At 46.3% G+C, this 25,680-nt stretch carries 18 protein-coding genes, 1 tRNA gene and 2 pseudogenes; 17 read left to right on the top strand and 4 right to left on the bottom strand.

Annotation, left to right across the window (positions count from 1 at the left end):
- Positions 1 to 109: 109 nt before the first annotated feature.
- The 5 genes from T495_RS0113645 to T495_RS0113625 all read left to right on the top strand — a co-directional run bounded on the left by T495_RS0113645 (position 110) and on the right by T495_RS0113625 (position 6,159).
- Positions 110 to 1,156 carry a lysylphosphatidylglycerol synthase transmembrane domain-containing protein gene (locus tag T495_RS0113645; RefSeq protein ID WP_028902518.1) on the top strand — a complete coding sequence of 349 codons (1,047 nt, stop codon included), beginning with the start codon at positions 110 to 112 and terminating at the stop codon, positions 1,154 to 1,156.
- Between the two features lie 2 nt (positions 1,157 to 1,158).
- The gene (locus tag T495_RS0113640; protein ID WP_028902519.1) at positions 1,159 to 2,616 is read left to right on the top strand and encodes an aminoacyl-histidine dipeptidase; all 1,458 of its coding nucleotides are present in this window, start codon (positions 1,159 to 1,161) and stop codon (positions 2,614 to 2,616) included.
- A 186-nt stretch (positions 2,617 to 2,802) separates the two neighbouring features.
- A complete protein-coding gene (locus T495_RS0113635) occupies positions 2,803 to 3,729 on the top strand; it encodes a magnesium transporter CorA family protein (RefSeq protein ID WP_028902520.1) in 927 nt (308 codons plus the stop codon).
- Positions 3,730 to 3,847: 118 nt separating this feature from the next.
- Positions 3,848 to 5,677, top strand: a complete 1,830-nt coding sequence (locus tag T495_RS0113630; protein WP_033149081.1) for a DUF349 domain-containing protein — start codon at positions 3,848 to 3,850, stop codon at positions 5,675 to 5,677.
- A gap of 5 nt (positions 5,678 to 5,682) precedes the next feature.
- Positions 5,683 to 6,159: a nucleoside deaminase gene (locus tag T495_RS0113625; RefSeq protein ID WP_197018783.1), complete on the top strand. Its 477-nt coding sequence runs from the start codon at positions 5,683 to 5,685 to the stop codon at positions 6,157 to 6,159.
- Between the two features lie 37 nt (positions 6,160 to 6,196).
- Here the strand turns inward: T495_RS0113625 and T495_RS0113620 are convergent.
- Positions 6,197 to 6,267, bottom strand: a tRNA-Gln gene (locus tag T495_RS0113620).
- 178 nt (positions 6,268 to 6,445) lie between these two features.
- Here T495_RS0113620 and rsfS point away from each other — a divergent pair.
- The 3 genes from rsfS to T495_RS0113605 are packed head-to-tail and all read left to right on the top strand — an operon-like array spanning position 6,446 to position 9,722.
- Complete coding sequence (gene rsfS / locus T495_RS0113615) at positions 6,446 to 6,796, top strand: ribosome silencing factor (RefSeq protein WP_033149080.1); 351 nt, start codon at positions 6,446 to 6,448, stop codon at positions 6,794 to 6,796.
- 18 nt (positions 6,797 to 6,814) lie between these two features.
- Entirely contained in the window at positions 6,815 to 8,878 is a 2,064-nt protein-coding gene (ftsH, locus tag T495_RS0113610) for an ATP-dependent zinc metalloprotease FtsH (RefSeq protein WP_033149079.1), read from the top strand.
- Complete coding sequence (locus T495_RS0113605) at positions 8,871 to 9,722, top strand: phosphatidate cytidylyltransferase (protein ID WP_033149078.1); 852 nt, start codon at positions 8,871 to 8,873, stop codon at positions 9,720 to 9,722. Before ftsH ends, T495_RS0113605 begins: the two co-directional genes overlap by 8 nt.
- Here T495_RS0113605 and T495_RS0113600 read toward each other — a convergent pair.
- Positions 9,714 to 10,184 (bottom strand): hypothetical protein, encoded by a 471-nt coding sequence (locus tag T495_RS0113600; protein WP_028902526.1) that lies wholly within the window; start codon positions 10,182 to 10,184, stop codon positions 9,714 to 9,716. The two genes, T495_RS0113605 and T495_RS0113600, sit on opposite strands and share 9 nt — an antisense overlap.
- Before the next feature lie 81 nt (positions 10,185 to 10,265).
- On the opposite strand from T495_RS0113600, the gene T495_RS0113595 reads away from it, so the two are divergent.
- Entirely contained in the window at positions 10,266 to 12,323 is a 2,058-nt protein-coding gene (locus T495_RS0113595; RefSeq protein ID WP_033149077.1) for a TonB-dependent siderophore receptor, read from the top strand.
- 3 nt (positions 12,324 to 12,326) lie between these two features.
- On the top strand, positions 12,327 to 13,124 hold the full coding sequence (locus tag T495_RS0113590; RefSeq protein ID WP_028902528.1) for a DUF4249 domain-containing protein: 798 nt from the start codon (positions 12,327 to 12,329) through the stop codon (positions 13,122 to 13,124).
- Here T495_RS0113590 and T495_RS0113585 read toward each other — a convergent pair.
- Together T495_RS0113585 and T495_RS0113580 are read right to left on the bottom strand one after the other, a co-directional pair.
- Positions 13,094 to 13,597 carry a lipocalin family protein gene (locus T495_RS0113585; RefSeq protein WP_033149076.1) on the bottom strand — a complete coding sequence of 168 codons (504 nt, stop codon included), beginning with the start codon at positions 13,595 to 13,597 and terminating at the stop codon, positions 13,094 to 13,096. The two genes, T495_RS0113590 and T495_RS0113585, sit on opposite strands and share 31 nt — an antisense overlap.
- Positions 13,587 to 14,600, bottom strand: coding sequence for an aspartate-semialdehyde dehydrogenase (locus T495_RS0113580; RefSeq protein WP_028902530.1), 1,014 nt, complete (start codon positions 14,598 to 14,600; stop codon positions 13,587 to 13,589). Before T495_RS0113580 ends, T495_RS0113585 begins: the two co-directional genes overlap by 11 nt.
- 91 nt (positions 14,601 to 14,691) lie before the next feature.
- Between T495_RS0113580 and T495_RS0113575 the strand changes: the two genes are divergently transcribed.
- The 7 genes and pseudogenes from T495_RS0113575 to T495_RS0113550 all read left to right on the top strand — a co-directional run bounded on the left by T495_RS0113575 (position 14,692) and on the right by T495_RS0113550 (position 25,674).
- Complete coding sequence (locus T495_RS0113575; protein WP_028902531.1) at positions 14,692 to 16,827, top strand: cation:proton antiporter; 2,136 nt, start codon at positions 14,692 to 14,694, stop codon at positions 16,825 to 16,827.
- A gap of 18 nt (positions 16,828 to 16,845) precedes the next feature.
- Entirely contained in the window at positions 16,846 to 17,520 is a 675-nt protein-coding gene (locus T495_RS0113570; protein ID WP_028902532.1) for an ABC transporter ATP-binding protein, read from the top strand.
- A complete protein-coding gene (locus tag T495_RS0113565; RefSeq protein WP_028902533.1) occupies positions 17,490 to 18,335 on the top strand; it encodes a S1 RNA-binding domain-containing protein in 846 nt (281 codons plus the stop codon). Before T495_RS0113570 ends, T495_RS0113565 begins: the two co-directional genes overlap by 31 nt.
- Positions 18,332 to 20,083 (top strand): annotated as a pseudogene (locus T495_RS16405) (two-component regulator propeller domain-containing protein); the annotation flags it as partial. The gene T495_RS0113565 and the pseudogene T495_RS16405, both read left to right, overlap by 4 nt.
- A gap of 720 nt (positions 20,084 to 20,803) precedes the next feature.
- Positions 20,804 to 21,139: pseudogene (locus T495_RS16400) on the top strand (helix-turn-helix domain-containing protein); the annotation flags it as partial.
- Positions 21,140 to 21,331: 192 nt separating this feature from the next.
- Positions 21,332 to 22,471 (top strand): glycoside hydrolase family 5 protein, encoded by a 1,140-nt coding sequence (locus tag T495_RS0113555; RefSeq protein ID WP_231495119.1) that lies wholly within the window; start codon positions 21,332 to 21,334, stop codon positions 22,469 to 22,471.
- Between the two features lie 29 nt (positions 22,472 to 22,500).
- A complete protein-coding gene (locus tag T495_RS0113550; protein WP_033149075.1) occupies positions 22,501 to 25,674 on the top strand; it encodes a SusC/RagA family TonB-linked outer membrane protein in 3,174 nt (1,057 codons plus the stop codon).
- Positions 25,675 to 25,680 lie beyond the last annotated feature (6 nt).

Raw genomic sequence — 25,680 nt, 5'->3', positions numbered from 1 at the left:
GCTGCAAAGGTACGGCTGTTTGCGCACACAGCCAAGTTTTTATGGGAAAAAGACCAAAAAAATGGGGTTTCGTTGACACGTATCAATTTTAATTTGTACTTTTGCAGTCATGGAATTAAAAAACATCATCAGTAGCATAGCTAAGGTGGTGCTGCCTTTTGTATTGGGTGGCGCTATCCTGTGGTGGATGTATCGGGGCGAGGATTTTTCATCGATTAGCCGTGTGCTGACAGAGGAGATGAATTGGACGTGGATGCTTCTTTCGTTTCCCTTTGGTATCCTGGCCCAGATGTTCCGAGGCTGGCGTTGGAAACAGACCTTGGATCCTATCGATGACTTGAGTCCCAGTACCACAGAAAAGGCTGCTGATGGGCAGAAGGTCAAGGCGCGCCATACCACTTGTATCTATGCGGTATTCATATCGTATGCTGCCAGTCTGGTGATTCCGCGCATCGGAGAGTTCTCGCGTTGTGCGATATTAAAGCGTTATGATGGCGTTTCGTTCTCGAAAGCCTTAGGCACTGTGGTCACCGAGCGCGCTGTCGATACACTGATTGTAATGCTCTATTCAGGTATCATCCTATTGCTTGAGATGAGCGTGTTTGGTACGTTCTTCCGTAAAACAGGTACTTCGATGGATCGTATCCTGAATGGTTTCTCACTGACAGGTTGGCTGGTAACGGCTATTTGTGGTGTGGCTGTGCTGATATTGCTACATCTGCTGCTGAAGAATTTCTCTATATATAATAAGGTGAAAATGACGTTAGGTGGTATCTGGGAGGGTGTACTCTCCTTGAAAAGGGTGAAGAACCTGCCACTCTATCTGTTTTTTTCTATCGGCATCTGGGTGATGTACTTCCTGCACTATTATCTCACGTTCTTCTGTTTCGACTTTACTGAGAACTTAGGACTGGGGTGTGCTCTGGTATCCTTTGTGGTGGCTAATTTCGCTGTAATCGTGCCTACCCCTAATGGGGCGGGACCTTGGCATTTCGCCATCAAGACCATGCTTATCCTTTATGGTGTAGCTGACGAACAGGCCTTGTGGTTCGTCCTGATTGTACATACCGTCCAGACCATGCTGGTCATCGTCTTGGGCATTTACGCTTGGGCTGCCTTGTTGTTTACAAAACGTTTAAACCCTAAAAAGATATAACTATGAGTGAAATTAAAAATCTCAACCCAACGTGCATCTGGAAGAATTTCTATGCACTGACTCAGGTTCCCCGTCCTTCTGGACATCTGGAGAAAGTACAGCAGTTCCTGCTTGATTTCGCTAAGCAGGCGGGGGTAGAGGCCTTTAAGGACCCTGCCGACAATATTGTGATGCGTAAACCCGCTACTCCTGGCATGGAGCATAAGAAAGGTGTCATCCTGCAGGCCCACATGGATATGGTGCCTCAGAAAACACCCGAGAGTACCCATAATTTTGAGACCGACCCCATCCAGCCATGGATTGATGGCGAGTGGGTGAAAGCTAAGGGTACTACCTTAGGTGCTGATAATGGTCTTGGTGTAGCTGCCATCATGGCCGTGATGGAGGATAAAACTCTGAAACATGGACCGATTGAAGCTCTGATTACGGCCGACGAGGAAACGGGTATGTTTGGTGCCAATGCTTTGCCCGCTGGTGAGTTGAACGGTGATATTCTGCTGAACCTCGACTCAGAATGTTGGGGTAAATTTGTGATTGGTAGTGCCGGTGGTATCGACGTAACTGCTACACTCGATTATAAAGAAGTGGAGACCGATGCTGATGATGCGGCTGTCAAGGTAACGGTGAAAGGACTGCGCGGTGGACACTCTGGACTGGAGATTCATGAGGGACGTGGCAATGCCAACAAACTGTTGGTTCGCCTGGTTCGCGAGGCCATCGAGGAGTGCGAGGCTCGTCTGGCTGGTTGGCAGGGTGGAAACATGCGTAATGCCATTCCTTTCAAGGCTGAGGCTGTACTCACCTTGCCTAAAGAGAACGTTGCAGCACTGAAGGAACTTGCCGCTGACTGGCAGGACGATTTCCAGGATGAATACAAAGGTATTGAGAGTGGCATCGAGGTACTCTGCGAGGAGGTGGAAACACCGAAGATGGAGGTACCCGTTGAGATTCAGGACAATCTGATTAATGCAATCTATGGCTGTCACGACGGTGTCATTCGTATGATTCCAAGCTATCCTACAGTCGTTGAAACATCGTCGAACCTTGCTATCATCAACATCGGCGAGGGTAAGGCTTCGCTGAAGATTCTGGCTCGTTCAAGTCGCGAGGATATGAAGGATTACATCGTGAAGACACTGGAGAGCTGCTTCAATATGGCTGGCATGAAGGTGGAGACTGCTGGCAGCTATGGCGGCTGGGATCCCAACCCGGAGAGTGAGATCCTGAATCTGCTCTGTAAGGAGTATAAGGCTCTGTTCGGTCAGGAGGGTATCATCCAGGTGGATCATGCCGGACTGGAGTGTTCAATCATCCTTGGAAAGTATCCACACCTGGATGTGGTTAGCTTCGGTCCTACAATGAAATCACCTCATACTACAACAGAGCGTGCACTCATTGCTACCGTTGAGCCTTTCTGGACACTCCTGAAGCGCACCCTCGAAGTGATTCCTGAGAAATAAAAAAATAATTAAAAAACACGGATTTTGCTTGGCAGGTCCGTGTTTTTTAATTAACTTTGCAACCGATAAATCAAATATATACAAATTATGGACGATTACCCGGCGAATAGTAACAACTGTTAGGCTGGAGGATGGCAGGCAAGACCGCTAATCCTCTTGCCGCTAAACTCTTTAAGGATTAGCAAGATGAAGACATTCTGGAATACCCAAGGCGGGCTGAGCCAGCTCCAGGAGTGGCAGCCCAATTGCTGGATACAGGTGACATGTCCCACCGAAGATGACCAGCGCGAACTAGAAGAGAAATTTAATATCCCCGACTACTTCATGTCGGATATCAGCGATACCGATGAGCGTGCCCGTTACGAATACGATGATGGCTGGATGCTTATCATCCTCCGTATTCCTTATGTGAAGGAGGTTCGCTCAAGGACACCATATACCACTGTGCCCCTTGGAATCATTCACAAACGCGATGTTACCATCACCGTGTGTTTCTACGAAACCAATGTGATGATTGATTTTGTGAGCTTCCAGCAGAAGCGTGGTGAGGGCTTCACTGACCATGTAGATATGATATTCCGTCTGTTCCTGTCGAGTGCCGTATGGTATCTGAAGCGACTTAAGCAAATCTCTATGCTGGTCGACAAGGCAAAGCGTAACCTCGACAAGGAGGTGAACAACGAAAGTCTGATTGGACTGAGCCGTCTCCAGGATTCGCTGACGTATTTCCAAACCTCCATCCGTGGTAACGAGACTTTGTTGTCGAAACTGAAGTTCAAGTTACAGATCGACGAACTCGATGCTGATTTGATAGAGGACGTAAACATTGAGATGACACAGGCGCGCGAAACCACGATGATCTACTCAAACATTCTTGAGTCGACCATGGATACCTATCAGAGTATCATCAATAACAATATGAATACAGTGATGCGTACGCTTACCACGGTTACTATCCTTATGATGATTCCTACGCTTGTCACCTCCATGTTTGGCATGAACCTTGTAAATGGCATGGAGTCGAAGCCTTGGGGATTTATCTTGGCAGTCATCATTTCAGTGGCCGTTTCGGCCGTTGCATGGGGCGTTTTCAGGCATAAACGACTGGTTTAAGCCCTAAAACAGCAAAAAAACGCCAAAAAATTAGGTTATTTAAATAATAATGCTTAATTTTGGCACCAAATGTGTGATGATGCTAAGCATCATTTATTCAGTAACTAAAAAGTATTAAATGATGGACTCTCAAGAGAATGCCCTCGAACTGGGTAAAAACGAAGAAGTAGTTAACGAGGAGGTTACCTCTCAAGTAGAAACAATCGAAAGCTCTGAATCTGTTGCCGAAGAGCCTGTGCGTCCCGTCTATGAGACAAAGGCTGATGTATTGCATCGTCTGCAGGACATTGCTCATGGTGAGGAAACACCACAAAAGGATGAAGTGGAATATCTGAAGACTTCGTTCTATAAGCTGCATGTAGCTGAGCGTGAAGCCAAGTTGAAGGAGTATCTCGATGCAGGTGGCGATCCTGAGCAGTATCAGTACACGCCTGATCCTGATGAAGAGTCGTTCAAGGCTGAGATGGGCATCATCAAGGAGCGTCGCGCAAAGGTGTTTAAGGAGCTGGAGGCAGAGAAGCAGGATAATCTCGCCAAGAAGTTGGCTATCATCGATCGCATCAAGGCTATGGTGACTACTCCCGATGAGGCTAACAAGAACTACAAGGAGTTCAAAACGCTACAGGATCAGTGGCGCGAAATAAAGAATGTACCTGCTGATAAGGCCAACGAACTGTGGCGCAATTATCAGCTTTACGTAGAACAGTTCTATGATATGCTTCGTTTGAACAGCGAAGCTCGTGAATATGATTTTAAGAAGAATCTTGGACTGAAGACCGCTCTCTGTGAGGCCGCCGAGAAACTGGCTGACGAGGAAGATGTAATCAGTGCATTCCATCAGTTGCAGAAGTTGCATCAGGAATATCGTGAGATTGGTCCTGTTGCCAAAGAGCAGCGTGAGGAGATCTGGAATCGTTTCAAGGCAGCTTCAAGTGTCATCAATAAGCGCCATCAGCAGCATTTTGAGAGTGTTCGTGCCAAGGAAGAAGACAATCTGGCCCGTAAGACTGTGCTCTGCGAGAAGGTTGAGGCCATTGCAGCAGAGGAAAACAAGGGTAGCGGTGACTGGGAAAAGCATACGAAGCAGATTATTGATATCCAGACAGAGTGGAAGACCATTGGTTTTGCTCCTCAGAAGATGAATGTCAAGATCTTTGAGCGTTTCCGTGCTGCTTGCGATGATTTCTTCGGTCGTAAGGCTGCTTATTTCAAAGGACTGAAGGATACTTTCAAGGAGAATGCCGATAAGAAACGTGCACTGATCGAGAAAGCAAAGTCGCTGCAGGATTCTACTGACTGGAAATCTACCAGCGATAAGTTTATTGCCCTGCAGAAAGAGTGGAAAACCATTGGTATGGTGCCCAAGAAGTTGGGTGACCAGCTGTGGGAGGAGTTTCTGGGAGTCTGCAATACTTTCTTCGAAGCACGTAATGCCGCAGGTGCTGGTCAGCGCGGCGAGGAGCGCGAGAACTTGGAGAAGAAGCAGGGCATCATAGAGCAGTTGAAGGCACTTGCTGCTGAGACTGGTGAGGACGTTGCTGAGAAAGTACAGAAACTTGTTGAGGAATACAACGCCGTTGGTCACGTACCTTATAAAGAAAAGGATAAGCTCTATAAGGAGTTCCATGCTGTGCTCGATAAGCTCTATAAGGATCTGAACATCAGTGTGGCTAAGCGAAAACTGAGCAGCTTTAAGCAGAATCTGAAGCAGGTGGCTGAACGTGGTGAGAATGCCCTCGATAATGAGCGCACACGTCTGTTCCGCCAGTATGAGAACCTGAAGTCGGAGATTCAAACCTATGAAAATAACCTTGGCTTCCTGAATGCCAGCTCAAAGAAGGGTAACAGTCTTATTGACGAGATGAACCGCAAGGTCCAGAAGTTGAAAGATGATATGAACCTGATTCGTGAGAAAATCAAGGCTATTGATGCGGAAAATAAACAATAGTGCGGATGATAACAGAACAAGATAAAAAGTTTATGAGAGAAGCCATCCGCCTCGCCAACGAAAGTGTTGAGCGAGGCGGTGGTCCCTTTGGTGCCGTCATCGTGCGGGATGGCGAGATTGTAGCCGGTAGTAGCAACAGTGTCACCATTGATAATGATCCTACGGCTCACGCAGAGGTGAATACCATCCGTGAGGCTTGTCGTAAACTTCGTACGTTCGACTTGTCGGGATGTACCATCTATACCTCGTGCGAGCCATGCCCCATGTGTTTGGGCGCAATCTACTGGGCTCGTATCGGTCGCATCTTCTATGGTAATACCCGTAAGGATGCCCGTGATATCCAGTTCGCCGACGACTTCATCTACGAAGAACTGGAGCGTCCGATGGATAAACGTACTGTTCCCATCACACCTCTCTTGCGTGATGAGGCCCTGCACACTTTCCGTCTATGGACTTCGAAAACGGATAAAATAGAGTATTAACAAAAAACGCTAAGCTTAATGCTTAGCGTTTTTTTAGTTGGGGTACCCGGACTCGAACCAGGAAAGGCAGGACCAGAATCTGCAGTGTTACCATTACACCATACCCCAAAATGTTTTTGCTTGAGAACTCTCTTGCTCTGTTTTGCGGGTGCAAAGGTACTACTTTTTCTTGAACTACCAAAATTTTTTGGGGAAAAATTATAAAAAACCGCAAATTTTTCACTTTTTCTTTGTTTTTTGCCCAATTTGCACTACCTTTGCGAACAAAATAACAGATATTTTATTAATGATACAACTTGTAGAAACAATTAAAGAATCAATTCAGGAAAAAAAAGGTTGCAACATTGTTGTAGCCAACCTGACAAAAATAGAGGGAACTATCTGCCAGTACTTCGTTATCTGCACTGGTAATTCGCCAACACAGGTAGAGGCCATCGCTGAATCGATAGGCGATATGGTACGTGAGAAATTGGGTGAGAAACCTGCTCATGTGGTAGGATTAGAGAATGCTCAGTGGGTTGCTATGGACTATACGGACGTATTGGTACATATATTCTTGCCTGATGTGCGTGACTATTATGATCTGGAGCATTTGTGGGAGGATGCCCCGCTGACTAGAATCCCTGATCTTGACTAACTATATATAATAAGGTATATGGATAATAATCAGAAACCCAATAAGGATCGTGGCCCAAAGATGAATATGCCCAAGTTCAATATGAGCTGGATATACCTCATTGCAATTGCGGCCTTGGCACTGCTTTACTTTACTAATGGTGGTGCTGAAAACAGTAGCGTAGCCAAAACGGCCACATACAGCGAATTCAAGATGATGGTAGAACGTGGCTACGCCAAGAAGATTGTGGTAAATAAACCACAAAGCATTTTGCGTATGTATGTGAAACCTGAGCACATTCGCGATGTGTTTAAACAGAGTACCAAGCAGACTGGGGTGGATCCCTATCTGGAAGTGGAATTCGGTAGTGTTGACCAAGTGGAGCAGTTTATTGCTAAGGCCAAGGAGGACAAGGTGTTTAGTGGCGACTTGGCTTTTGACAATAAACACGATAACGACTTCTTCTCGCTTATCTTCCCGAATCTGCTGTCCATCCTGTTTATCGTGGTTGTGTGGATACTCCTGATGCGCCGCATGGGCGGCGGAGGCGGCGGTGTTGGAGGCGGCATCTTTAACGTTGGCAAGAGCAAAGCCAAAATGTATGAAAAGGGTGGCGAGTTGGGCATTACGTTTAAAGATGTAGCCGGACAGGCTGGTGCTAAGCAGGAGATACAGGAGATTGTTGATTTCTTGAAGAATCCTCAGAAATATACCGACTTGGGCGGTAAGATACCCAAGGGAGCTCTGCTGGTAGGTCCTCCAGGAACCGGTAAGACCCTGTTGGCTAAGGCGGTTGCCGGTGAGGCTGGTGTTCCCTTCTTCTCGATGAGTGGTTCGGACTTCGTTGAGATGTTTGTGGGTGTGGGTGCATCACGTGTGCGTGACCTTTTCCAGCAGGCCAAGCAGAAGAGTCCATGTATCATTTTTATTGATGAGATTGACGCCGTAGGTCGTGCCCGTTCTAAAAACCCATCCATGGGTGGCAATGATGAGCGCGAGAATACATTGAATGCTCTGCTGACTGAGATGGATGGTTTTGGTACCAACAGCGGTGTGATTATATTGGCTGCTACCAACCGTGCTGACATGCTCGACTCGGCTTTGCTGCGTGCTGGTCGTTTTGACCGTCAGATTCATGTGGACCTGCCCGACCTGAACGAGCGTAAGGAAGTGTTCAAGGTGCATCTGAAACCCGTGAAGATTGATGAGAGTGTGGATATCGACTTCCTGGCTCGTCAGACTCCTGGCTTCTCGGGTGCTGATATCGCTAACGTATGTAATGAGGCGGCTCTGATTGCTGCCCGTCACAATAGTCAGGCTGTAACGAAGCAGGACTTCTTGGATGCCGTTGACCGTATTATTGGTGGACTGGAGAAGAAAACTAAAGTAATGACACAGGCCGAGAAACGATCGATTGCTATCCATGAGGCAGGTCATGCCACAATCTCTTGGTTTACCGAATTTGCCAACCCATTGGTAAAGGTATCTATCGTACCACGTGGACAGGCCTTAGGTGCTGCTTGGTATCTGCCTGAGGAACGTGTGTTGCAGACTAAGGAGGCAATGCTTGATGAGATGTGCTCGCTGTTAGGTGGTCGTGCAGCCGAAGAACTGTTTGTGGGACATATCTCTACAGGTGCCATGAACGATCTGGAGCGTACCACCAAACAGGCTTACGGCATGATTGCTTATGCCGGTATGAGTGACAAGTTGCCCAATGTTTGCTACTATAATAATGCTGAGTACCAGTTTCAGAAACCTTATTCGGAGACAACCGCTAAGATTATGGACGATGAGGTGCTGCGTATGATTAATGAGCAGTACACGCGTGCTAAGCAGATATTGACTGAGCATAAGGAGGGGCACGCCCAGTTAGCACAGTTGCTGATTGACCGTGAGGTGATTTTTGCTGAAGATGTTGAGAAGATATTTGGCAAGCGCCCATGGACAAGTCGTGCTGAGGAACTACTTGAGGCTCAGATGAAGGCTGATGCTGAGCGTATGGCCGAAGAGCGAGCTAAGGAGCTGGAGGCGGAAGCTAAGGCTGCTGAGCAGAAAGCATTAGAGAACAAAACCGAAGAAAAGGAGGATAAGGATGCGTAATTTTATTGTAAGAACCATCACTGGAGTGCTGTTCGTTGCGGTGCTGGTGTGCAGTTTCCTGCGGCCTCAGGCTATGGTACTACTATTCGCGCTGATTACAGGTCTGACAATTTGGGAGTTTACTGGACTGGTGAATGATCGCGAGAAGGTTATGGTGAACCGCTTGATCTCAACTGTAGCAGGCGTGTATTTCTTTTTTGCTATGGCGGGTTTTACCAGCGAACTCACGCCGTCGGCAGTATTTATTCCGTATCTCGTATCAATCATCTATCTGATGGTGGCTGAGTTGTATCTAAAGAACGAGGATCCTATTCACAACTGGGCCTATACGATGATGGCACAGCTCTATATTGCTTTGCCATTCTCCTTGCTCAATACATTGGCATTCCATTCTACCCTGCAGGGTTTTGTGGCTTATGATGCTATACTGCCGTTATCGGTGTTCGTGTTTCTGTGGTTGAATGATACAGGAGCGTATCTGTGTGGTTCGCTACTAGGCAAACATAAACTCTTCCCCCGCATTTCGCCGGGAAAGAGTTGGGAAGGCAGTATCGGCGGTGGTATCTTGGTGATGGCCGTTGCCGTACTGGTAGGTTATCTCACTGATAAGTATCAGTTGAATCAGTTGGGATTGACAGCCATCGAGTGGGCTGGTCTTGGACTGACGGTTGTGGTGTTCGGTACCTGGGGCGATCTGGTAGAGAGCCTCTTCAAACGCACCTTAGGCATCAAGGATAGTGGTAATATCCTGCCAGGACATGGTGGTATGTTGGATCGTTTCGATTCCTCGTTACTGGCAATCCCAGCAGCAGTTGTTTACCTCTATACCATCATGCTATTTTAACTGATAAAGTACACTGAGTGTAGGTTTATATGTATTTTCGAGGGTAAGGGTGATGAAACCGCCTTTATCCTCGAATTTTGCTATGCGGTGATCCTTTCCGTCTTTTAGCATGTTAGGCCAGGCGCCAATCTGTTTCTCGAATTCGTCATGCAACTGTTGCCACATCTTGCGGGTACTGTCATTGGTTGAGATGTAGTAGTTCTCCTGAAGTGCTTTCAGTGTGTCGTTCTTCTGAGCTAACATCAGGCGATAGTTAAGGTTGGGATTATACATCGACACTCTGGTGAAGTCGGAGTCGGAATGGGCTGAGTCAATTGCAAAACCACGGGCAGTCAGAGAATCGCAGAATGTTTTGAATGGCATACCCATCGACAGGCCACGATAGTTGAGAGATTGCTTCTCTCCGTTTCCACAAGCACAAAGTGCTACGATTGCCATTGCGGCAACAAGTAATTTTTTCATAATCTTGAGTTTTTTGTCATTATCGGTGGCAAAGATAGGTATTTTTTTGGAGTTTCCAAAAAAAACTATTATTTTTGCATCATGTTTTTATCAACATTACTACTATCGGCGCTTATTTCATGCACGACTGAACCTGTAGACACCTTGCGACAGGAACAGTTGGAGGAGGTGGTGGTGAAATCTAATTCTGCACGTCAACGCCTGAACCAGATACAAACGGGCACAGAACAAGTGCAACTAAAAGATCTGACCGCCTCACCACAGATTTTTGGTGAACAGGATATTATACGATCCATGCAGTTGCTGACAGGCGTGAAGAGTGAAAGCGATGCTTCGAGTAGTTTTCAGGTGCGTGGTGGTACTTCTGCTCAGAACCAGATATTGGTTGATATGGCTCCTGTCTATAATGTGGGACATCTGGCTGGTCTGTTTTCTGCCTTTAATAGTGATGCTTTGGTATCAGCTACGCTTTATAAGGGACTGTTACCAGCGTCCTATGGAGGTGCCTCGTCGGCTGTGCTTGATATTATCGGGAAGACAGGAAACAAAAATGAATTGCATGGCGGTGCCAGCATAGGTCTGTTATCGGCAAAGGGGACGCTGGAAGGTCCTATCGTGAAGAATAAGGCCTCGTTTTTAGTGACGGCACGACGTTCGTATTTGGATATGTTTCTGAAACTATCTCCTGATTTCAAAGATAATACCTTGTATTTCTATGATATTAATGCCAAGGCTGATTGGACGATTAACGACAAAAACCAACTGTTTCTGAGTTTCTTTACAGGTAATGACCGTACTGCTCTGGAGGATATGGTAGATATCCGTTGGAGGAACTTGTCGACCAGTTTAAAATGGTTACATCATTTTGCTGGGAATTCCTATGCACAGTCTACTGTTTATTATAGTGGATATCAAACAGATAATGGTATAGATTTTATAGGTGTAAACATCTGGTTCTCCGGTCATATCCGTCAGGCAGGTTTTCGACAGGATTTTCATGTGGATTTTGATAAATATGCACTGGATTTGGGATTTCAGACAGCTTTGTTGAATGTAAAATCGGCCGAATGGAAGCAAGTGTCGTTGCATGAGAAAGAGCAGCGTCGGGCCTGGGATAATGCTGTCTGGCTAAATATAGCTGCCCCCATCACAAAAAAACTCGATGTCTCGGCTGGCCTCAGACTCAGTATGTTCTCGTCACTTGGCGGTTCACTGTATTACGACATAGAAAAAGATGGTACCATAGGCTGGTATTATAACTATGGTAAGAACCAGATAGTTAAGACTCACACAACATTTGAGCCACGCCTATCCCTGAACTATCACCTTTCACCCATAACCTCTGTGAAACTGGGATATACCCGTACCTCGCAGAATGTGCATGCCCTGCGCAATCAGAGTACATCGACGCCGTTCGATCGCTATGCCATGAGCAGTAATATTGTAGAACCAGAGGTGGCAGATCAGTTGAGTGGTGGCTTCTTTATGATGACTCCCAATCAGGATTTTGACTTTTCGATAGAAGGTTACTATCGTCAGATTAATCATGTATTGGATTATCGTGATGGAAAATCATTTGCCAGTGAGATAGAAATTGAGCGCCTGATGCTGGCTGGCAAGGGCAAAGGTTATGGTCTGGAATTCAGTGCCCGTAAGAATAACGGCAAATTGACGGGATGGATTGGCTACACACTATCATGGTCGAAAACTAAAATTGATGGTATCAATCAGGGACGTTGGTACGATGCAAATAACGATCGTCGTCATGATATCAATGTGGTGGCTATGTACCGACTTAACAAACGCTGGTTGTTCAGCGCTTCGTGGGTATTCAACAGCGGACAGGCTTTTACGGCTCCCAGTGGTAAGTATATGATTGAGGATAACTGGGTTTACTACTATACCGAGCGCAATGGCTATCGGGCACCTGCCTCACACCATCTTGACGTGAGTGCAGTGTGGAGCAAGCACTATCGTAATCGTACCCACCAGCTGGTGTTTGGTATTTACAATCTGTATAACCGCTATAACCCCTTCTTGATTAATTTCGAGGATGGCGAGTATGGTGCAGGCACCAAAGCTAAGCAGTATTCGTTGTTCGGTATCATGCCGTCTGTTTCGTTTAATATCAAATTCTAAGATATGCGTCGTTTACTATTTATCATCATATGCTGCGGTGTTTTCTTATCCTGTGAGAAGGAGATAGTGATTGATTATCACGAAGCAGAATCGCGCCTTGTGATAGAAGGACATCTTAGCGCCTCAGGTACCGAAATTCGTGTAAGCAAGACTAATGCCATGAGCAATAACGCTATCAGTAGCGAGGTGAATAACGCTGTGGTGAAGTTGACGGGTAGTGATGGTACGATGGCCATTATCCCATTTTCGCGTGATGGTTACTATAGATCAAAACTGAAGGGAATCGTTGGTACTCAGTACCAATTGGATGTGGAAGTGGATGGACAACACTATATTTCGACCTCGACCATGCAGCGTACTCCCAAGATGAATGCGTTCAGACTGGTTTGGAAGAAGATGTTGACAGAACGCTATCTGTTTGGTGACCTGCGGTTGCAAGATTTACCCAATGAGAGTAACTGGTACTTTATGCATATCTATCGTAACGGGATAGGCTATCGTTGGGCTGTGATGAAGGATGAGAAAAATCCGAATAAGGAACTTCAACAGTTGTTTACCTTTTTCCGGGATGGTGATCACGATAGTGATGTGTTACAGGATGGAGATAAACTGCGAGTGGTAATTCGCGCCATAGACCAGCGTGCCTATGACTACTTGTATTCCATGCAACAGATGACAAACACCAATACCAATCCCGTTGATAACTTCACAGGAGGCTGTTTGGGCTATTTTTCTGCCTATGGTGAAATAGAATACTATCAGGACTTCTACTACTCGGATGTGGTTGAAGACGATGAATAGCCAGTACTTTCATTGCTTTGTTTTCGGATGATGAAAGTAACGGTGATGTGATGTTGTTCTTCCTCGTAACGAATCTGCATTGTTGTTTCATTGAATGTTATCACCTGGGCAAGAATGGTGCGATGCGTGCCACCTTCGTCGGTGTATTGTAGTTTCAGATTATGATTGTCGCATTGATAGTCGCCTTCGTAGATGATATCGCCATCGGTGTCGTAGGATGAAAAAGTGCCTTTACGCACCATGCCGTTATATGTGCCGTCACCACGGAATACGAACAGATCGTACAAGAAGTTTTCTGGCTTAAGATCGGTATCACCTTCAATTACAACGTCGCCTTGGTTCCAACCTCGTTGCCAAGTACCGACAATCGTTTCACCCAAGCGGCGACCATCGTCGTCACCAGCACCGCATGCGGTTAATGAAAATATCAGGGCAGCCCAAATGGCTACCCTGAATATTGTCTTACTTAACATTACCTACTTTTACTAAGTACTCAGCAATCTGAACGGCGTTCAGGGCAGCGCCCTTGCGAATCTGGTCACCACTGAGCCAGAAGGTCAGACCGTTTTCGTCGCTGATATCCTTACGTACACGACCTACGTAAACATCGTCCTTGCCTGCAGTCTCCAAAGGCATGGGGTAGGTGAGTGTGGCGGGATCGTCCTTCAGTGTACAGCCAGGAGCAGCGGCGATAGCCTTCTGAGCCTCCTCTACGCTGATGGGACGCTCGGTTTCAATCCAAACACTCTCTGAGTGAGAGCGCAGTGAGCTAACACGTACGCACATGGCCGAGCACTTGGCATCGGTATGCATAATCTTACGTGTCTCGTTAAACATCTTCATCTCCTCCTTGGTGTAGCCGTTGGGCTGGAATACGTCAATCTGAGGGATAACGTTATAAGCCAACTGGTGGGCAAACTTCTTTACGGTTTTTACCTCACCATCCTCTACCATCTCCTTATACTGCTGTTGCAGTTCTGCCATGGCTGCGGCACCGGCACCTGAAGCACTCTGATATGAAGCAACATGGATGCGTTTTATATGAGAGAGCTTTTCCAGAGGCTGGAGAACAACTACCATCATGATGGTAGTGCAGTTTGGGTTAGCAATGATACCACGAGGACGGTTCAGGGCATCCTCGGCGTTGCACTCGGGCACTACCAAGGGTACATCGTCGTCCATACGGAATGCACTCGAGTTGTCAATCATTACTGCACCATACTTTGTGATAGTCTCGGCAAACTCCTTCGATGTGCCTGCACCTGCTGAAGTGAAGGCGATGTCGACATCCTTAAAGTCGTCGTTGTGTTGAAGCAGTTTGACCTCAATCTCCTTACCTTTAAAATTGTACTTCGTTCCAGCACTGCGCTCTGAGCCAAACAGTACCAGTTCGTCCATTGGGAAATTTCTCTCAGCGAGGATGCGCAGAAACTCTTGTCCTACGGCTCCACTCGCACCTACAATTGCTACTTTCATCTTGCTTAATCCTTTAAATGGTTACAATTTGGCCGCAAAATTATGTTTTTTTTTTCATTTTACCAAAAAAATGCCTACCTTTGTAGCCAAAATGACATTATTATTATCATATTTGCCGATTACAGACCCGACTTTAGTCTTTTTTGTGGTGCTGATGATTATCCTGTTTGCTCCTATCGTGATGAGTAAACTGCGTATTCCGCATATCATCGGTATGGTATTGGCGGGCATCGCCATCGGACAATATGGGTTTAATGTCCTGGAACGTGACAACTCTTTTGAACTCTTTGGCAGGGTAGGACTTTACTACATCATGTTCCTGGCCGGACTGGAGATGGATATGGAAGGCGTGAAGAAACACTCGCGCCGGTTCCTGCTTTTCGGCCTTCTCACCTGTCTGGTGCCGCTGATACTCACCTATGTCATGTCGGTTGCCATTCTCGGCTATTCATCGGCAGCTTCATTCCTGCTGGGCTGTATCATGGCATCGAACACGCTGATAGCCTATCCGATAGTAGGCCGTTATGGTCTACATAAGCACCAGAGCGTGGCACTTAGCGTAGGCTCTTCGATGATTGCCTTGTTCCTGGCACTGGTGATGTTGGCTGCCATCTCGGGCTCATTCTCCAAGGATAGCAACTGGCTGTTCTGGGTGCTTTTTGTGATTAAGTTTGCTGCCTTCTGTGTGGGCAGTGTGATACTGATACCCAAGTTGACACGTTATTTCCTCCGTCGATACAGCGATGCCGTGATGCAGTACACCTTTGTCATGGCTGTGATGTTCTTGAGTGCAGCCTTATCTTCCTTGATAGGCATCGAGGGCGTTTTTGGCGCGTTCTATTCGGGACTTATATTGAATAGGTATATACCGCGTGTGTCGCCACTCATGAACCGTATTGAGTTTATTGGTAACGCTCTATTCATCCCTTATTTCCTGATAGGTGTTGGCATGTTGATTAATTTAGGCACACTCTTCTCCAGCGTACAGATGGTATGGATAGTGTTGCTTATCGTGTTCTTTGGTACCTTTGGAAAGGCTGTAGCTGCTTATGTTTCCAGTCTGCTGTTCCGTCTGTCGAAAGCTGATGGTCATATGATGTTCGGATTGACCTCTGCGCATGCGGCAGGTGCCATCGCTATGGTGATGGTGGGTATTAGACTGGAGGTGGCTCCTGGTGAATACTTAGTGAGTGACGATATGCTGAATGGTATTATCATGATGATTCTGTTTACATGTATTATCAGTACCATGATGACTGAGCATGCTGCGAAAAAGATTATCATTCAGGAAAAAGCTCATCTGCAGGGCGATATGCCTAAGGATGATGATGAGAAGATTCTGCTTTGTGTGAAGTATCCAGAGATTGCGCCACATCTGTTGTATCTATCGATGTTCATGCGCAATCAGCGTTTGAACCGCGATCTGGTTGCACTCAATGTGGTTTATGATGATGAGAAAAGTAATGTTGCTCGTGAGCAGGGACTCAGACTTCTGGAGAAACTACAGCAAACAGCTAGTGCCAGCGAGGTGAGAGTGCAGACGCAGGTGCGTTTGGCTACCAACATCGCTAATGGTATCAAGCATGCTTTTCGCGAGTTTGCCTGCTCAGAGATTGTCATGGGTATGCACATACATACTGACATCAGTCCACGTTTCTGGGGTAATTTCATCCAGAGTCTGTATAATGGCTTGAACCGTCAGATTATCCTGACACGTTTCGTACAGCCAATGACCACGTTGCGCCGTATTCGTGTGGCAGTGCCGTCGCGTGCCGAGTTCGAACCTGGATTCCTGCGTTGGTTGGAACGATTGAGTCGTCTGGCTGGTCAGTTGGATTGTCGCATCCAGTTTCATGGTCGCCATGAGTCGCTGTCACTCATCCGTGAGTATATCAATAACCGTCACCCCAACGTGCGTACCGAATATACTTATATGGCCCATTGGAATGAGCTGCCTCAGTTGGCTGCCGACATCGCTGACGACCACCTGTTTGTGGTTGTTACAGCCCGAAAGGGTACCATATCGTATAAGACGGCATTGGAGCGACTGCCTGACGAGTTACAGAAATATTTCTCAGGAAAGAATCTCATGATTATCTTCCCTGACCAGTATGGTAATACGAAGGAAGAGCGTATGAGCTTCACTGAGGCTCAGCACCATGAGGAGAAGAGTATCTATGATACCATCTTGCGTTGGATTGAAAAGAAACGCTTTGCTAATAAATAAGAAGAAATCATCAAGAAAATGATAGAAATAAGTAATATAACCAAGAGTTTTGGCTCATTACAGGTACTGAAAGGTATCGACCTCCATATAGATAAGGGTGAGGTAGTGAGTATCGTGGGGCCCAGTGGCGCTGGTAAGACCACCTTATTGCAGATTATAGGCACCCTTGATCGGCCTGATACCGGCCGTGTGATTGTTGACGGCATTGAAACCACTCAACTCTCATCTAAACAGCTGTCTGATTTTCGTAACCGCCATCTGGGCTTTGTATTTCAGTTCCACCAGCTGTTGCCTGAGTTTACCGCTATAGAGAATATCATGATTCCTGCTTATATTGCAGGCACTTCACAGAGCAAAGCGCGTCAGCGTGCCAAGGAGTTGCTCGAGTTTATGGGGTTGGCCGATCGTGCCACTCATAAGCCTAATGAACTTTCTGGAGGTGAGAAACAGCGTGTGGCTGTAGCACGTGCCTTAGTCAATAATCCCGCTGTGATTCTGGCTGATGAACCTTCTGGCTCTCTCGACACTAAGAACAAGGCGGAACTCCACCAGTTGTTCTTCGACCTTCGTAATCAGTTCGGACAGACCTTCGTCATTGTGACTCACGATGAGCAACTGGCTTCTATTACCGATCGTACCATTCATTTAAAAGACGGACAAATATGCTTACCCTCGGAGACTACAACACTTTGAAAATAGTGAAGTCGGTTGACTTCGGACTTTATCTTGATGGCGGCGAAGAAGGCGAAATTCTTCTGCCTCAGCGTTATGTCACAAAAGATATGAAGATTGGTGACGAGATTACTGTATTTATTTATCTCGATCAGGAAGAACGTCCTGTGGCTACTACGGAGAAGCCCTATGCCAAGGTTGGCGAATTCGTGAGTCTTGAGGTGGCGTGGGTCAACCAGTTCGGCGCTTTTTTGAACTGGGGGCTGATGAAGGACATTTTCTGTCCCTTCCGTGAACAGAAAAAACGTATGGAGCAAGGTCAGCGACATATTGTCTATATTAAACTTGACGAGGACAGCTATCGACTGATGGCTACTGCTAAGGTTGAAAAATATCTCACTACACCTGTTGTTACCGATTTGCCTTCGCTGCAGCATGGTGCTGAGGTGGATATCCTTGTTTGGCAGAAGACCGACCTGGGGTTCAAGGTTATTGTGAATAATAAGTTCCAAGGCTTGGTTTTTGAGAATCAGATTTTCCAACCATTGCATAGCGGCATGAAACTTAAAGCATACGTTGACCATGTGCGCCAGGATGGTAAGATCGATATTGTACTCCAGCAAACAGGTCGTCAACAGACGCTTGATTTCGCTGAGACATTACTTCGTTACCTCTACGAGAACGATGGATTCTGTAATTTGGGCGATAAATCACCTGCAGAACTAATCTATGATCGCTTCCAGGTGTCGAAGAAGGCCTATAAGAAAGCTATCGGCGATCTGTATAAGAGGAGGTTGATAATCATTAAAGATGATGGCATTTACCTGAACAAATGAATTTGAGAAAGGTTGACGCATTTGACAGATTACCAATATACCTTCTGAAGATTGTATTTTTGGTGTGTTTGATGGTGGTAGATTCTACTGCCAGTATGGCGTTGCATACTGCTGATTTTACTTTTTCGCATTTAGGAAAGGCAGAAGGTCTTGATAATCAGCGTATCTTCTCTGTTTGTCAGTCAACGTCAGGAGCTATCTGGTGGTCATCGCTTAAAGGTGTCGGCAGATTCAATGGTTCTAAGGTCAGGATCTACAGACTTGATGATCGTGTTCCCTTCAATCACTTGGGAGGTAGGGTTATACATGTTAAGTCTGACTCGACAGGCGTTTACGCATTTGATAATCGAGGCTCTTTATTCAGGTTCAATGCCGATTATGATAGGTTTGAGCAGATAGCTCAGGTTTCAAAGCATTTAGGTTACGAGGTGGCTCTCAACGACATCTATGTATCTGGAACCTCTATTTATCTGGCTTTGCACGATGGTGTCTATATTTGGACTAACAATTCCTTGAGGCAGATAGTGAAAGGCGCCTATGTTAACCAGATTGTCAGGGTAAAGAGTGGATTCCTGTTTTGTGCTCGCGAAGGCGTCTACAATGGAAAAGGCCAACGGCTACTCTCCTATAATACCGAGAGCGCTTATTATGATGAACTCTCAGGTAAACTCTGGTTGGGTGGCTATGAGAATGGTCTGCATATTGTGACATTCGGACATCATGGCAGTATAGCAACCGACCAGTTCTTTGGTCTGAAAGGAAGTACACCGCATGGTAATCCTATTCGCAGTATCTGTCCGTACGATGATGATACGATGCTTGTTGGTTCTGATGGCGAAGGTGTGTGGCAGGTGCCGCGCGATGGTCGTGGTACTTGTTCCCTGCTGTTTGACGCCAATGAGACAGAACACGGTGTGCTCCATGGCAATGGTGTTTACAGCATGGTTGTCGACTCATGGAAAAACATTGTGATAGGTACCTATTCTGGCGGAATCGATATTGCACGCCCCATCGGCAGTACGACAGCTATTTTCCGTCATACGGTAAACAATCTTCAGTCATTGGCGAACGATCATGTAAATGCCGTGATGCCGCTATCAGGAAATATGGTTATGCTGGGTACTGATAATGGTATCAGTATATATAATGCTATGACTGGGCAGTGGCAGCATAGTTATCAGGGAACGGTTGTCACCAGTGCCTTCAAGTGTCCCGATGGATCGGTTTTTGTGTCAACCTATGGTAAGGGCATTTATGAGATAGATGAACAGAGCCGGTTGCGCCATATCTACACGGTTGATAATAGTGAGCTCGAGGATAACCATGTGTATGCCGTATATTATGATAAAAGTGGTGGCGTATGGATGGGTAGCCTGAATGGTGATCTTTTCCGGAAATCGAGTGATGGTCATATCCAATATTATCCGATTCATGACGTGCAAGCCATTACGCAGTTGGCGTCAGGTCAGATAGCTGTGGGTACAGCCTTTGGTCTTAAACTCGTAACGCCGGGTAGCGATGAGGTCAAAGAACTGGATTATGCACCCGCTGGCGTAACTGATGTGAATCCCTTTGTGGCGCATCTTCTGGCTTCGGGTTCAGAGCTATGGATTGCTACTGATGGTGGTGGCGTCTATGTGTACCATATGACCAAACGCCAAAGTAGACAGTTGACTGTTGATAATGGGTTGCCTTCAAACTATGTCAGGAGTCTGGTTAAGGGCAAGGATGGACGTATATGGATAGCTACCGACGAAGGTCTTGCTTATGCCAAGGCTGATGATCCTCTTCACGTTGTCAATGTCAATTATTGCTATGGCTTGAACCGTGAGTATTCTCGAGGGGCTGCACAGAATCTGCCGGATGGTGATATTATATTTGGTACTACGACAGGTGCTGTGATTGTGCATCCTGAGAGTGTACAACCTCTCAATTACACAGCAAACCTTATCATTCTTGGTGTTAATTACAGGGATGAGGGAAATGATTTGAGTCACATTGATCTGGCTGTGGTGCATGGGAAAGACCGATTAGAGTTATCGTATAATGAACGTACTTTCGATCTCCTGTTCGAGAGTGTGAATATGCGCTACCATTACGATATTAGCTATCGCTACAGAATCGACAATGGCGAGTGGAGCCAGCCCACTGATCAGCAGTACATTCGTTTTGTGAGCATGGAGCCAGGTAAGCATAGGCTTACCATACAATGTATCAGTAGTACTTGTGGTGCCGTTATTGATTCCCAGGACCTCACTATTGTTATAGGACAGCCATGGTGGAACAGCTGGTGGATGTGGTGTGTCTACATCGCTTTGCTGTTGTTGGTTTTCTATGGCGCGTGGAGTGTGTACCACCTGCAGGAGAAATATATGCGCCTGTCGATTGATTATCTGCAGCTGATGCATCAGATGCCTACTTCGGCTACTACTACTTCTTCTGTGCCGGAACAATCTGCAGAGCAACCTGAGACGGCGGCAGAAGGGAGTGATAGCGGTAGAGAGTTTGTTGATAAGGCTACCCGTTTGATTGTGGAAAATCTGAGCGATTCGACATTCTCTATCGATTGCCTTTGCCGTGAGATGGCCATGAGCCGTACATTATTTTATGTGAAACTGAAGTCGTATACAGGTAAATCACCGCAGGACTTCATCCGTATTATCCGCTTGGAACGTGCTGCTGCATTGCTGCGCAGTGGGCGTAGTGTTACTGAGGTGTCAGGACTGGCTGGCTTTGAAAATCCAAAGTATTTCAGTACCGTATTCAAGAAATATTTTGGGGTTTCGCCTTCGAAATATCAGTAAATAAGCGCCTACCTTACATTATCAGAAAAGGTTTGAATACTGACAATTGCGAGTATTCAAACCTTTTCTGTATGTTGTCAAACCACACATATTTATATAAGTAGTACCTTTGCTGCCGATTAAAACCATAATACAATCAATAGAATGAAGAGAAAAGGTATGAACGCATGGCGTGGCCTGTTTGTTGCAGGTATGATGATTCCTGTTGCCGTTGGAGCTCAACCTACGGCCAAGGAATGGAATGAGGGCGTTGTTGGATGGAATCTTGGCAACCAATTGGAATGTTCTGCTTCTGGACAAGATGCCGAGTCGATGTTTATTGGTATGGCCGATAACAGCATCAAAGCCGAAACGTCATGGGGCAATCCCGTTGTCACCAAGAAAACCATCAAAGCTGTAAAGGAAGCCGGATTTGATGCAGTACGTATCCCCATCCGTTGGCAGTGTCACATTACGAATGCTGCTGCCATGAGTATCGACAAGGCTTGGTTGACACGTGTCAAGGAAGTGGTAGACTGGTGCCTGGCTAACGATTTGAAGGTTATTATCAATACTCATCATGAGAAGTGGTTAGAGGGACGTCCTACCAACCAATATAAAGAAGAGAATAATCAGAAACTGGCATTACTGTGGTTGAACATTGCCAGCGAGTTTGCTAAGTACGATTATCGTGTGGCATTTGCTGGTACCAACGAGGTACATATTAAGGATAATTGGGGGAAGCCCGAAGCCGAGAACCTGGCTGTGCAGAATTCCTACAACCAGACGTTCATCGATGTGGTGCGTGCTACCGGTGGTAATAACGCCAAGCGTCATCTCATTGTGCAGACTTACGTGTGCAATCCCGATTTTGGTATTAATAATGGCGACTTTATCATTCCAACCGATGCCGAAGGCAATGGTCTAGACTATATGAGTGTAGAGTTCCATTACTATACGCCATGGGATTATGCAGGCGAGTGCAAGTATAACTTCTGGGGTACATCCTATAAAGAAAAAGGTGAGATTTCGCCAAATGATGAAAAGACCATGAGCGACTTTTTTGACCGTGTGGTTGAGACATGGGGTAACAAGGGACTTGGCATCGTTGTAGGCGAGTGGGGTGTTACCGATCGTCAGAAGAGTGGACAGACAGACTTGATTCACGAGAATATGATCTATTACTGCCGATTCTTTGTGAGTGAAGCTCGTAAACGTGGTTTCTCAACTTTCGTTTGGGATAATAATAGCTTTGGTAGCGGTGCAGAGCATTTCGGTATTTTCGACCGTCATAAGGGTATGAAGGTTAAGGCCGATTGGACACTGAAAGGTATCATGGAAGGTAAGAAATAATATCATATTAACTCAAAACAAAAATCAAAATGAACAAAAGAAGAATGTTTCTTTGTCTGCTTGGTGCTAGCATGATGATGTCGCCTGTTTCGGCTCTGGCTGATACGGCTAATCGTGCAGAACTGGCAGCTGCTCCCAACGACCAGGTAATTACTGGTACTGTTGTGGATGCCGAGGGCCCAATGATTGGAGCAACCGTCAAAGTGGCTGGAACAAACAATGCGACAGTGACCGACATCGATGGTCATTTCTCTCTGAAGTGTAAGCGCGGCGACCTCTTGGAGGTTAGTTACGTGGGTTACACTACTCTGAAGGTAAAAGCCCAGCCGGGCATGAGAATTGTGATGGAAGAGGACAAGACTGTGCTTAACGAGGTTGTTGTGACAGCTCTTGGCATCAAGCGCGAGCGCAAAGCACTGGGTTATGGTGTTGCCGAGGTTAAGGGCGAAGAGCTGACCAAGGCTAAGGAAACCAATGTCATCAACTCGCTCTCTGGTAAGGTTGCTGGTCTTGTCGTTCAGAATACAGCTGGTGGCGCTTCGGGTTCTACACGCGTTCTGTTGCGTGGTAACACCGAGATCAGTGGTAACAACCAGCCTCTTTACGTGATTGATGGTGTACCCTTGGACAATACCAACTTCGGCAGCGCAGGCACTGAGGGTGGATACGATCTGGGTGATGGTATCTCGGCTATCAATCCTGATGATATTGAAAACATGACCGTGCTCAAAGGTCCTGCCGCCTCAGCTCTCTATGGTAGCCGTGCCTCACATGGTGTTATTCTGATTACCACTAAGAAGGCTGAGAAGGATAAGATAAGCGTTGAGTACAACGGTTCACTCACTATCGATAAGCAGTTGGCTAAGTGGGATAATATCCAGCAGGTTTATGGTATGGGGTACGGTGGCGCTTACAGTCGCACTGCCACAACAGGTACTAACTCAAGCTGGGGTGCCAAGGCCGATGACTTTCTGGTAGAATATTTCGATCACGAGAAGCGTCCGTTCCTCATGTATCCTAATAATACCAGTGATTTCTTCCGCACAGGTCTCACCACTCAGAATACTGCCATTCTGTCGGTTAACTCTGGTAAGACTGGCGTTCGTTTCTCTGTTACTGATATGCGTAACAAGGATATCCTGCCCAATACGCACATGAACCGTGACAACTTCAACCTCCGTGTCAATACATCGGCAGGTCCTGTTGATTTGGACTTCACTGCTAACTATACCCGTGAGAATGTGAAGAACCGTCCTGCTCTGGGCGACTCGCAGAGCAATGTTGGTAAGAACCTCATGACACTGGCAAGTACATATAATCAGGCTTGGCTGAAGAACTATCAGACATCTGAAGGCGAATATGCTAACTGGAATGGTAACGACCAGTACAACAAGAACCCTTACTGGGATCTTTACAAGAATGAGAATACCACCGCTAAGGACGTGTTCCGTCTGACAGGTAAGGCTATCTGGAACATTTCCGATCACCTGAAGTTGCAGGGTACAATCGGTACCGATATGAACTTTATGGCGTTCGAGGACTTTATTTCTATGACAACACCTGGTAAGATGGCAGGACAGCTCCAGAACCAGAAGTACACCAACCGTACACTGAATGCTGAGTTGTTGGCACTCTATAATAACTCATTCGGCAACTTTGATATCAATGCTACCTTGGGTGGTAACATCTTCAAGGTTGACAACAAGACCGACATCTTTACTGGTATGGACCAGCAGATGAAGGATATTGTTGCCATTATGAACTACGCTGAGCAGAGTATTCAGCAGAATACATATAAGAAGCAGATCAACTCTTTATTCGGTTCTGCCAGTGTTGGTTATCAGCATACATACTATCTGGAGGCTACTGTTCGCGGCGACAAGTCGTCAACACTGCCTATTGATCATAATATATATGTATATCCATCGTTCTCGGGTAGTATCGTGTTCTCTGAGTTTATCAAGAACAAGAACCTGATAAACTATGGTAAGATCCGTGCTTCATGGGCCCAGGTGGGTAGCGATACCGATCCCTATCAGTTGGCGCTTAACTACTCTACTGCTAAGTACTCTTATGGTGGTTTCGTGATTGGTATGATCAACAACACTACTCAGCCTAACAAGGACCTGAAGCCTACTCGTACTAATTCGTTCGAACTTGGTCTGGAGATGAAGTTCTTCCATGGTCGTCTTGGTCTGGATGTAACTTATTACAACCAGTTGTCAAAGGATCAGATCATTGCTCTGGCTTCTTCATCAACCTCTGGTTATAACTACAGTCTGGTTAATGCGGGTGAAATTCAGAATAAGGGTATTGAGGTTGCACTAAACGGTCGTGTGTTGCAGCTGGGCCAGTTTGCATGGGATGCTGGTGTTAACTTCTCTAAGAATACAAACAAGGTGAAGTCGCTGGTTGACGGTATGGACTACTTCGAGCTCGAGAAGGCCACTTGGTGTGGTGTCAGCGTAGGTGCTGAGGTAAATAAGAACTACGGTAGTATTATCGGTAAGGACTTTAAGCGTACTGCCGACGGTCAGCTGATTATCAACCCCGAGAGCGGTCTACCATATGTTGATGACAAAACTCATACTCTTGGTAATGCTTCATGGGATTGGACTGGTGGTTTCTACTCTACCTTTACTTATAAGAACTTCCGCCTGTCGGCTGGCTTCGACGTGAAGGTTGGTGCCGATCTCTTCTCAATGTCTATGCGTTCGGCTTATGCTACAGGTAAAGCCAGTGAGACCTTGGCAGGACGTGAAGAGTGGTATCGTTCTGAGGAGAACCGCAAGGCTGCTAACATGACCATCGAAGACTGGCGTGACGCTGGTTTGTGCGAAGGCCTGATTGTGCCTGGCGTTATCGATAATGGTGATGGAACCTATCGTCAGAACGACATTGCCGTTAACCCCGAGTCGTACTGGAAGAGTGCTGCTGACAATGCGCCTTCAATGTTTATCTATGACAACTCGTATGTGAAGTGCCGTGAGATTACCTTCGGCTATACCTTCCCAGAGAAGTGGTTGGGCAAGTCGGTTAAGGGACTCAGCGTATCGTTTGTAGCTCGTAACCCATTCATTGTCTGGAAGAATATTCCTAATATCGATCCTGACTCTGGTTACAACACCTCAGGTCTTGGTCTGGAGTATGGTTCGCTGCCCTCACGCCGCAGCTACGGTTTCAATGTTAACGTCAAATTCTAATTTGGA

The organism is Prevotella sp. P6B1, assembly GCF_000702825.1.
Lineage (GTDB): Bacteria > Bacteroidota > Bacteroidia > Bacteroidales > Bacteroidaceae > Prevotella.
Note: the sequence above shows the minus strand (reverse complement) of the source record. Positions and strands in the feature narration are given on the sequence as shown.

Coding starts and splice junctions, on each gene's coding strand:
- T495_RS0113640 (WP_028902519.1), top strand. CDS start 1,159: ATGAGTGAAATTAAAAATCTCAACCCAACGTGCATCTGGAAGAATTTC.
- ftsH (WP_033149079.1), top strand. CDS start 6,815: ATGGATAATAATCAGAAACCCAATAAGGATCGTGGCCCAAAGATGAAT.
- T495_RS0113595 (WP_033149077.1), top strand. CDS start 10,266: ATGTTTTTATCAACATTACTACTATCGGCGCTTATTTCATGCACGACT.
- T495_RS0113550 (WP_033149075.1), top strand. CDS start 22,501: ATGAACAAAAGAAGAATGTTTCTTTGTCTGCTTGGTGCTAGCATGATG.
- T495_RS0113585 (WP_033149076.1), bottom strand. CDS start 13,597: ATGTTAAGTAAGACAATATTCAGGGTAGCCATTTGGGCTGCCCTGATA.
- T495_RS0113625 (WP_197018783.1), top strand. CDS start 5,683: ATGATAACAGAACAAGATAAAAAGTTTATGAGAGAAGCCATCCGCCTC.
- T495_RS0113605 (WP_033149078.1), top strand. CDS start 8,871: ATGCGTAATTTTATTGTAAGAACCATCACTGGAGTGCTGTTCGTTGCG.
- rsfS (WP_033149080.1), top strand. CDS start 6,446: ATGATACAACTTGTAGAAACAATTAAAGAATCAATTCAGGAAAAAAAA.
- T495_RS0113630 (WP_033149081.1), top strand. CDS start 3,848: ATGATGGACTCTCAAGAGAATGCCCTCGAACTGGGTAAAAACGAAGAA.
- T495_RS0113575 (WP_028902531.1), top strand. CDS start 14,692: ATGACATTATTATTATCATATTTGCCGATTACAGACCCGACTTTAGTC.
- T495_RS0113580 (WP_028902530.1), bottom strand. CDS start 14,600: ATGAAAGTAGCAATTGTAGGTGCGAGTGGAGCCGTAGGACAAGAGTTT.
- T495_RS0113570 (WP_028902532.1), top strand. CDS start 16,846: ATGATAGAAATAAGTAATATAACCAAGAGTTTTGGCTCATTACAGGTA.
- T495_RS0113600 (WP_028902526.1), bottom strand. CDS start 10,184: ATGAAAAAATTACTTGTTGCCGCAATGGCAATCGTAGCACTTTGTGCT.
- T495_RS0113565 (WP_028902533.1), top strand. CDS start 17,490: ATGCTTACCCTCGGAGACTACAACACTTTGAAAATAGTGAAGTCGGTT.
- T495_RS0113635 (WP_028902520.1), top strand. CDS start 2,803: ATGAAGACATTCTGGAATACCCAAGGCGGGCTGAGCCAGCTCCAGGAG.
- T495_RS0113555 (WP_231495119.1), top strand. CDS start 21,332: ATGATGATTCCTGTTGCCGTTGGAGCTCAACCTACGGCCAAGGAATGG.
- T495_RS0113590 (WP_028902528.1), top strand. CDS start 12,327: ATGCGTCGTTTACTATTTATCATCATATGCTGCGGTGTTTTCTTATCC.
- T495_RS0113645 (WP_028902518.1), top strand. CDS start 110: ATGGAATTAAAAAACATCATCAGTAGCATAGCTAAGGTGGTGCTGCCT.